Source organism: Nocardia sp. NPDC050799, from assembly GCF_040654015.1.
Classification (GTDB): Bacteria; Actinomycetota; Actinomycetes; order Mycobacteriales; family Mycobacteriaceae; genus Nocardia.
Genome location: NZ_JBFAHF010000059.1, coordinates 19,924 through 28,664 on the forward strand (window position 1 = coordinate 19,924; position 8,741 = coordinate 28,664).

Genomic DNA, 8,741 nt, shown 5'->3' on the forward strand with positions numbered 1-8,741 from the left:
GAACGACGTTCGCAACTGGCTCGAGGCATGCTTACCGGTGTGTCATCCGCTGATCCGACGCTCCCGCCGTGGTTGCGGGCCGGTGACCCCAGGCCCGGTCCCCGGCCCGGCCTGAGCCTCGACGACATCGCCGCGGTCTGTGTCCGGCTGGCCGACGGAGAAGGGCTCGCGGCGCTGTCGATGCGCCGGGTCGCCGAGGAACTCGGCACGGGGGCGGCCTCGCTGTATCGCTACGTCTCGGGAAAGAGCGAGCTGGTTTCGCTGATGTGCGACCGGGTGGCGGCCGAGTACGAATTCGAGCCCGTGACCGGGGATCTGCGCGCCGATGTGCTCTCGGTCGCCGACCAGGCACGCGCCGTGTACCGTCGCCATCCCTGGATGACCGGGGTGAATCCCGGCGGTCTCGGACCCAACGGCCTGCGTTATCTCGACCATATGGCCGCGGTCTTGGCCCCCGCCCGGCTCGACCCGGCGGCCACGATGACCGGTATCGCGATGCTCTCGGGCTGGGTGACCGTCTTCTCCGCGCAGGAGGCCGCGGGGCAGGTGGTGCCGGCCGCCGCCGAACCCGACCACATCGCGGCAATGCTGCGGATGGGTGACTACCCGCACCTGGCGGCACTCTTCTCCCGAACGGACGCGCCGGGCCGGGCCGCTGTGGACGCGGACGCGGTGTTCCGGGCGGGAGTCGAGGCGCTGCTGTTCGGGATCGCCGGGGGCGCCGTAAGTGAGTAGCGCGCGTACCGGACATCACTATTCCGGCCGATCGGTCACCGAGCGCCGGACCGAGCGGCGGCCACTGTTCCTGGCGGCGCTTCCGGCCTCGGTGTGCGGCGAAACGATCGCCTCGTTCTTCGGGAAGCCGATCGGCGTGCGATCGCGCCGGGGCACGGTCGTGGGCGCACCGGGCGGGCCCGGAGGGTGGCAGACTGCGGATATGAGCACACCGGATTGGGCTGATGTGGACCGGTACGTGGTGGATCACCTGGCGCGTGACGGCGAGACGAGCGCGACGCTGCGGGCCAACGCGGACGCGGGTCTGCCCGCCATCGACGTCTCCGCGGCCCAGGGTAAATTCCTCTACCTGCTGACCCGGTCCATCGGGGCCGGACGGGTACTGGAAATCGGCACGCTGGGCGGTTTCAGCACACTGTGGCTGGCCCGCGGGGTCGGGGCCGAGGGCCGGGTGACGACGCTGGAATTCGAGGCACACCACGCCGAGGTCGCCCGGGCGAATCTGGACCGCGCCGGTGTCGGCGACCGTGTCGATATCCGGATCGGCGCGGCCCTGGACAGCCTGCACGTCCTCGCCCGGGAACAACCCGAGCCGTTCGACCTGGTGTTCATCGACGCGGACAAGGTCAACAACTCGAATTACGTGCAGTGGGCACTGCGGCTGACCCGGCCGGGCGCGGTGGTCGTCGTCGACAATGTGGTGCGCGGGGGCCGGCTGGCCGACGAGAACGCCACCGACCCCGCGGTACGGGCGAGCCGGGACCTGGTGCAATTGCTGGCCGACGAACCCCGCCTGGACGCCACCGTGCTGCAGACGGTGGGCGCGAAGGGCTGGGACGGGTTCGCCTTCGCGGTCGTGAACTGAGCGCGATACAGCGCGGACGCACCAGTCGCTGTCCGCACCCGGCCGGGAAGTGATCGTCGCCGGTAGCTCCCGGGCGAGCGGGCGGGTGCGCGGGCTGCCGGACCGCCGGTCCGAGTGGGGTGGCGGCCCGGGCCGCCCCCGGGAAGCGTGGCCGGGCTCTCACGAGTCCGGTTCCGGGGACGCGGCGATCCGGCCGTCCTCGATCGCGCGGAGCAGCGCGGCGTGGTCGAGGGCGTTGCGATCGGCGTAGTCCTCGGCGAATTCCGCGATCGCCCTGTCGAAATCGTCATCGGAGCCCAGGTATCCGGCGATTCCGAAACGGTCACCACCGCGGGCATGGGCCTGGGCCAGTACCCGCGCGCACAGTCGCCCGTAGAGCGCCATAAGATCGGGGGACATGGTCTCGATCACCGCCGAACCCTTGCCGTCGCGGAGCTGGCGGATATAGAAATCGCGGGTCACGCCGTCGGGGTCGGGGCCGGGGTGCTGCTGCCAGCCGAGGAAGATATCACTGGCCGCCTGCATGAGCCGCTGCCCGCTCACCACCCGCTCGCCTTGGTTCGTGTACTCGGGGCCGGCGAGATAGCGCGCGAGCACCGTGGGTTGTGCCTCTTTGGCCTGCAGGAACAGTGGTTCGCCGCCCGGCCCGCGCAGCAGCACGATCCAGGTGCGGGTGCCCACACTGCCCACCCCGACCACCTTGCGTGCCGCGTGCACGTACTCGAACCGGTCGAGCAGAAAACGGCGGTCGGGTTGCAGGGTGCCGCGATAATCGGCCAGGCGCCGCATCAGACCCCGGTGCGCCGTCTCGGCGCCGGCGCCGGAGTAGAGCTCCTCCACCGGGACGATCAGCGGCGGCATGCTCACGATGCGCGGTCGCCCGGCACCCGGCGTCGTCAGCTTGGACAGCGCCTGGAAACTGTCGCGACCCCAGGCTTTGTCGATGGACTTCCGCACGCGTTTGCGCATGGACGAATCGAGGACCTCGCGCAACTCGGCCATATCCGTCGCCGCGTCGATATGCGAGTACCAGACGGCCAGTTCACCGCGTCCGGCCTGGTAGCTCATGGTCTCGCGGTACTCGGCCACGCAGGCGCGGGTGATCCGGCGCCGCTGCTTTTTCTTGAAGCCGTTGTCGCGCCCGGCGACCGCGAGACTCGCGGCCAGTCTCTTCACATCCCATTCGAAGGGGCCGGGATAGGTTTCGTCGAAATCGTTGACGTCGAAAGCGAGCTGGCGTTCCGGGGTGGCGTAGAGGCCGAAGTTGCTCAGGTGGGCGTCCCCGCACAACTGGGTGTGCAGACCGGTGTCGGGCGAACGGGACAGATCGTCGGCCATCACCAGCGCCGCGCCCCGGAAGAAGGAGAACTCGGAGACCGCCATCCGGCCGTAGCGGACCGGGACCAGTTCGGGCACTCGCGTCGGCGTCTGCGATTCGAGGAGGGCCAGCGGGTCGCGATCGGCGGCCGCCGCCGCGGCGGCGACCGCGGCGAACGGGACGCGCTCGCGCTGCCGGACGCCGTGTTCGATGCGCTCCGCGCGGGACGTGGGAGCGGGCCGGGCCTGATCGGCGTGGGGTTCGCCCATGGGCGCACTGTAGGACGGGCACGTCCGGTCCGTCGTCACCCGATCCGGGTGAGGGAGCCGGCGGGTGCGGCCCGCTTCGGATCACCGTGCGTGCAACTCTGCGTGCGGTCTCGGCCGGTGGCTAGCGTTCTGCTCGGCGCGTGATGAAGAGGTGGCGGCGATGGCGGACGGCAGCGCGGGGTCGGTCCTGCGGGCGGTACTGGAGCTGGGACCGGCGCCGCGCAGTGCGATCGCCCGGTATGCCGCGATCTCGCCCGCGACCCTCACCTGGCAGGCGCGTGCGCTGATCGCCGCGGGCCTGCTGGTGGAACTGCCGGAGACCACCGCTTCCGCGGGTCTGGGCCGGCCGTACAGTCCGCTGGCCCTCAACGCGGCCGGGAATGTTGTGGTGGGCGTGCACATCGCGGCCGGGCACAGCACCGTCGCGGTGGTGGATATCGGGGGAACAGTCCTGCGCAGCAGACGTTTTCCGCACCCCGGCCCCGCATCCGAGGATATCCTCGCTCTCGCGGCGGCCCAGGTGTGCCGGATGCGCGACGAGTTCACGGAACGCATTGTGGGGCTGGGCGTGGCGACCGGCGGCTGGGTCGATACCGAGGCCGGTACCGTCGTGCACCACTCGTTGCTGGGCTGGCGGGAGGTACCGGTGCGCGACCGGCTGGCCGGGGTGACCGGGTTGCCGACCGCCCTGGACAACCACACCCGGGCGCTGATGTACGCCGAACAGCTCTACGGCACCATCCGGGCGGCCCCGAGTTCGATCATGTTGTTCGTCGGCAATGTGATCGATGTGGCGTTCGCCGTGCACGGGCGGGTCCACTACGGCCCGCGGTCGGCGGCCGGCTCGCTGGCGCGCTGGCTGGGCGGAACCCGGACCGGCCCGCTCGCACCCCGGGAACTGGAGGAACTCGCCGACCACGCTCTGCTCCGCGCCGCCCGTGCCTCGATAGGCGAGTTCGCCGGCTTCCCGGACCTGCTGGACCGCGCCACCGATCCCGCAGTGCAGGAACTGTTCCGCGCGCGGGCCGGCACGCTCGGCGGTGTACTGGCCGCGCTCATCGATCTGCTCGATCCCGCCGCGGTGGTGATCAGCGACCGCGCCTACACGCGGGTGCCCGGGGTCCGGCAGGCCTACCTGGACACCGTCGCCGATCAGGCGGCGGCCGGGATCGATCCCGGCCGGCTGCTCACGGGCTCCACATTCCAGGGCCGGGTACTGGAGACGGCGGCGGCCGCGGTGGCATTGCAGCGGCTCTTCGATCGGCCGCTGGCGGCGGTCGCCGTTTGATTCGGACTAATTTTAATACGGACGAATATTGACTCCCCGCCGGGACATTCGGCACAGTAATTTCATGAGGGAAATGTATCTCGCTGTAGCCGATAGTCCGTGCGCACGTTGTCGTCCGGGGACGGAAAACCGCGTAATCCGATCCGGAATCAGACCCAGGAAAACAACGTGCACAATGCTCTGCGAAGAATAGCTGTCCTACTGGCGGCGGCCGGTCTGCTGGCCGGCTGCGCCACCGGCAGCGGCGGCGATGTGGCGCTCACCGCCGCGCTGCCCGATTCGGTGCCGCCGGGCACCGCACTGTCCATCTCGGTCCGCACCTCCCGGGTGGCGTTGCAGACCTCGGGCGAACTGGCGAGGCTGCCGTTCACGGTGAGCGACTGGCCCGCGGTCCAGGCCGGCCCGGATGTCATCCAGGCCTTCCGTGGCGGCGCGGTCGATATCGCCTCCAATGCCGGTATCCCGCCGATCCACGCCCACGCGACCGGCCTGGAAGCCAAGATCATCGGCGTCAAACAGCGCTCGCTGCCGAACTATCACCTCGCCACCGCACCCGGCTCCGGTATCACCGATGTGGCGGGCCTGCGGGGTAAGAAGATCGGCTTCTCCCCGGGCCAGGCCCAGGGTGTCGTGGTCCTGCGGACTCTGCAGGCCGCCGGGATCGCCCTGGACGAAGTGCAACTGGTGGAGCTGAACAGCCCGCAGTTCCTGACCGCGTTGCAGGGCCGCCAGATCGATGTCGCTCCGCTGGGCGAACCCTCGCTCACCAAATACCTCGACCAGTACCGCGCCCAGGGTGCCACCGCGGTCGCCACCGACGCGGTGGACGCGCTGTCGATCCTGTGGGCGCCCATCGCGGTCCTGCAGGATTCGGCGAAACTCGCCGCCGCGAAGAAATTCGTGGAATTCTGGGCCCGTGGCGAAGTATGGGCATGGGAACATCCAGAAGAATGGATAAAGGCCTATTACGTCGAGGACCAAGAAGTTTCCGAGGCGGACGGCCGGCGAATTCTCGAGTCGACGCAGAAACCCTATTTCCCGTCCAATTGGGATGCGGCGATCGAATGGGAACAGGAAACCATCGACCTGGTGACCGGATCGGGCTATTTCGGTGAGTCCTTCGACGCCGAGGAACTGTTCGACCGGCGCTTCGAGGGGATCGCCGCCGCCGCGGTGGCGCCGCAGTACCGGACCGAGGAGTCGCAATGACCATCGCACTCGACGGCACCGCGATCGCCGCACCGGCGCGCCCGGACGGCTTCGTTGCCCGGCGGCCGCTGCGCCGGCTGGGACTGCGTAGATCGGTTCCGTTCGCCCGGCTCTTCGGGGTGGTCCTGGTACTCGGCATCTGGACCGCCGGTGTCCATGCCGGGGTGATCGACGAACGGAAGCTCGCCGCGCCGTGGACGGTGCTGCAGACCGGCTGGCAATTGATCGCCGACGGTGTGCTGCTCAGCAATATCGCCGCCTCCCTCGAGCGGGCCGCGATCGGCCTCGGGATCGGCGTGGTGATCGGCACCGCGCTTGCCCTCGTCGCCGGCCTCTCCCGGCTCGGTGAGTCCATCCTGGACGGCCCGGTACAGATCAAACGCGCGGTGCCCACCCTGGGACTCATCCCACTGCTGATCCTGTGGCTGGGGATCGGGGAAACCTTCAAGATCGTGCTGATCACCCTCGGTGTGATCGTGCACATGTACATCCAGGTCCACGCCTCGCTGACCACCATCGACAAACGGCTGGTGGAACTCGCCGAGGTACAGGGCGTCTCGCGGGTGACCTTCATCCGGCAGGTCGTGATCCCCGGTTCGCTGCCCGGTTTCTTCCTCGGGCTGCGGCTCTCGGTCACCGGTGCCTGGCTGATCCTGATCGTCGTCGAATCGGTCAACGCCATCGACGGTCTCGGCAAGATGATGACCAATGCGCAGAACTACGGCCAGGCCGATGTGATCCTGGTGGGTCTCGTGGTCTACGGCGCGTTCGGCCTGCTCTCGGACGCGGTCATCCGGCTGGTGGAACGAAAGGCGCTGTCGTGGCGACGGACGATCGCGAGCTAGACGTCCAGGTGCGGGACCTGACCAGGCGTTTCGGGAACCGCACCGTCCTGGACGGGCTGAACCTGCGGATTCCGAAGGGCCAGTTCGTCGCGCTGCTCGGCCGCAGCGGTTCCGGGAAGAGCACCCTGCTGCGGGCGCTGGCCGGGCTGGACTACGACGTGGCGGGTTCGGGCAGCCTGCGGGTGCCGGACAAGACCTCGGTCGTGTTCCAGGATTCGCGTCTGCTGCCCTGGCAGCGGCTGCTGACCAATGTGCTGTTCGGGCAGCCGCGCGGCCGCCGCGGTGCCGGTGTGCGGGTACTGGCCGAAGTGGGATTGGCCGGCCGGGAACGGGCCTGGCCCGCCGAACTGTCCGGCGGTGAGCAGCAGCGGGTCTCGCTGGCCCGGGCGCTGGTCGACGAACCCGATCTGCTGCTGGCCGACGAACCCTTCGGCGCGCTGGACGCGCTCACCCGGATCAAGATGCACGACCTGCTGCGGGCATTGATCCGCCGCCGCAACCCGACCGTGCTACTGGTGACCCACGATGTGGACGAGGCCATCGCCCTCGCCGACCGCGTGCTGGTGCTGGAGGACGGGGTGATCGCGGTGGATGTGTCCGTGGAGCTGCCCGAACAGCGCGATCCGAGCCTGCCCGAATTCCAGCGCATCCGGCGCACTCTGCTCTCCGCCCTGGGTATCGACCCGGTCGCCGCCTGAAAGGAAACCGATCATGACCTCAGCCGAGACTCCGCGCCCGGGCGCCGGGAAAACATTGCACCTCAATGCGTTCCTGATGTCGGTGGGCCATCACGAGGCGGCGTGGCGGCTGCCCGAGAGCGACCCGCACGCGCATGTCGATATCGATCACTACGTGCGGCTGGCGCAGACCGCCGAACGCGGCAAATTCGATTCGATCTTCTTCGCCGACAGCCCGGTTCTGATGGGGGATCCGGGACGTCGGCCCGGTGGGAAGCTCGAACCCACGGTGATCCTGACCGCGGTGGCCGTGCAGACCCGCCGCATCGGGCTCATCGCCACCGCCTCCACCAGCTACAACGACCCGTACAACCTGGCGCGCCGCTTCGCCTCGGTGGATTTCGTCAGCAACGGGCGGGCGGGCTGGAACATCGTGACCACCGCGGGCGCCGACGCGGCCCGCAATTTCGGTCTCGACGACACTCCCGACCACAAGCTCCGGTACGAGAAGGCGGCCGAATTCGTCGAGGTCGCCACCAAATTGTGGGACAGCTGGGACGACGACGCGATCGTCGCCGACAAAGCGCTCGGTGTGCACGCCGACGCGAACAAGGTCCGCAAGATCCGCCACCGCGGAGAGTTCTTCTCGGTGGACGGTCCGTTGAATCTGCCGAGGTCACCGCAGGCGTACCCGGTTCTGGTGCAGGCGGGTTCGTCGGAGGACGGCAAGAACTTCGCCGCCCGGTACGCCGAGGCGGTGTTCACCGCCCAGCAGACCCTCGCCGACGGCACGGATTTCTACCGGGATCTCAAGGATCGCGCCCGCCGGCTCGGCCGTGATCCGGAGAGCATCAAGATCCTGCCCGGGATAGTCCCCGTGATCGGCGATACCGAGGCCGAAGCCCGGGCACTGGACGCCGAACTGGAACGGCTGATCTCACCGGAGTACGCGCGACGGCAGCTGGCCGAACGGTTCGGGCTGCCGGTGGAGGCGCTGGAGCTGGATCGTGAACTCCCCGCGGAGCTGCCGAGCGAGGACGATATCCAGGGGGCGAAGAGCCGCTACACACTCATCGTGAACCTGGCGCGGACCGAACGGCTCACGGTGCGGCAGCTGATCGCGCGGCTCGGCGGCGGGCGCGGTCACCGCACCTTCGCCGGGACCGCCGAACAGGTCGCCGGCACCATCGAGGAGTGGTTCCGGGCCGGGGCCGCCGACGGGTTCAATGTGATGCCCGCGGTACTGCCGTCGGGGCTGGACCGGTTCGTGGACCGGGTGGTGCCGATCCTGCAGGACCGCGGACTGTTCCGCACCGAATACACCGAGACCACCCTGCGCGGTCACTACGGTCTGGCGCGGCCGGCGAACCGGTTCGCCACCGAAACCCCGCTCGCGGTGGCGCGGTGAGCGGCGTCGACCCGGGTCCGGCGAGTACGGGCCCGGCCGCGGGGGAACCCACTACACCGTCAACTTGATGAGCGTCTGCCCGAAGGCCTCTTGGCCTTGGGTCCGCACTCTTCTGCATTCGGTGTTC

At 69.2% G+C, this 8,741-nt stretch carries 8 protein-coding genes; 7 read left to right on the top strand and 1 reads right to left on the bottom strand.

Features of this window, described 5'->3' with window-relative positions; genetic code table 11:
• The first annotated feature begins 39 nt into the window (after positions 1–39).
• Both AB0H42_RS33760 and AB0H42_RS33765 read left to right on the top strand, forming a co-directional pair.
• Entirely contained in the window at positions 40–735 is a 696-nt protein-coding gene (locus tag AB0H42_RS33760; RefSeq protein WP_357063432.1) for a TetR/AcrR family transcriptional regulator, read from the top strand.
• 202 nt (positions 736–937) lie between these two features.
• A complete protein-coding gene (locus AB0H42_RS33765) occupies positions 938–1,600 on the top strand; it encodes an O-methyltransferase (protein ID WP_357063435.1) in 663 nt (220 codons plus the stop codon).
• A 159-nt stretch (positions 1,601–1,759) separates the two neighbouring features.
• Here the strand turns inward: AB0H42_RS33765 and AB0H42_RS33770 are convergent, their stop codons facing one another.
• Positions 1,760–3,187 carry a DUF2252 domain-containing protein gene (locus AB0H42_RS33770; protein ID WP_357063438.1) on the bottom strand — a complete coding sequence of 476 codons (1,428 nt, stop codon included), beginning with the start codon at positions 3,185–3,187 and terminating at the stop codon, positions 1,760–1,762.
• A gap of 160 nt (positions 3,188–3,347) precedes the next feature.
• Between AB0H42_RS33770 and AB0H42_RS33775 the strand changes: the two genes are divergently transcribed.
• From AB0H42_RS33775 to AB0H42_RS33795, 5 genes are all read left to right on the top strand, one after another.
• Entirely contained in the window at positions 3,348–4,475 is a 1,128-nt protein-coding gene (locus AB0H42_RS33775; protein WP_357063440.1) for an ROK family protein, read from the top strand.
• A 168-nt stretch (positions 4,476–4,643) separates the two neighbouring features.
• On the top strand, positions 4,644–5,684 hold the full coding sequence (locus AB0H42_RS33780; RefSeq protein WP_357063443.1) for an ABC transporter substrate-binding protein: 1,041 nt from the start codon (positions 4,644–4,646) through the stop codon (positions 5,682–5,684).
• Positions 5,681–6,529 (top strand): ABC transporter permease, encoded by an 849-nt coding sequence (locus tag AB0H42_RS33785; RefSeq protein WP_357063445.1) that lies wholly within the window; start codon positions 5,681–5,683, stop codon positions 6,527–6,529. The genes AB0H42_RS33780 and AB0H42_RS33785 overlap by 4 nt, the downstream gene beginning before the upstream one ends.
• Positions 6,505–7,227: an ABC transporter ATP-binding protein gene (locus tag AB0H42_RS33790; RefSeq protein WP_357063448.1), complete on the top strand. Its 723-nt coding sequence runs from the start codon at positions 6,505–6,507 to the stop codon at positions 7,225–7,227. The genes AB0H42_RS33785 and AB0H42_RS33790 overlap by 25 nt, the downstream gene beginning before the upstream one ends.
• Before the next feature lie 13 nt (positions 7,228–7,240).
• Positions 7,241–8,614 (top strand): LLM class flavin-dependent oxidoreductase, encoded by a 1,374-nt coding sequence (locus AB0H42_RS33795; protein ID WP_357063451.1) that lies wholly within the window; start codon positions 7,241–7,243, stop codon positions 8,612–8,614.
• The last annotated feature ends 127 nt before the right edge of the window (positions 8,615–8,741 follow it).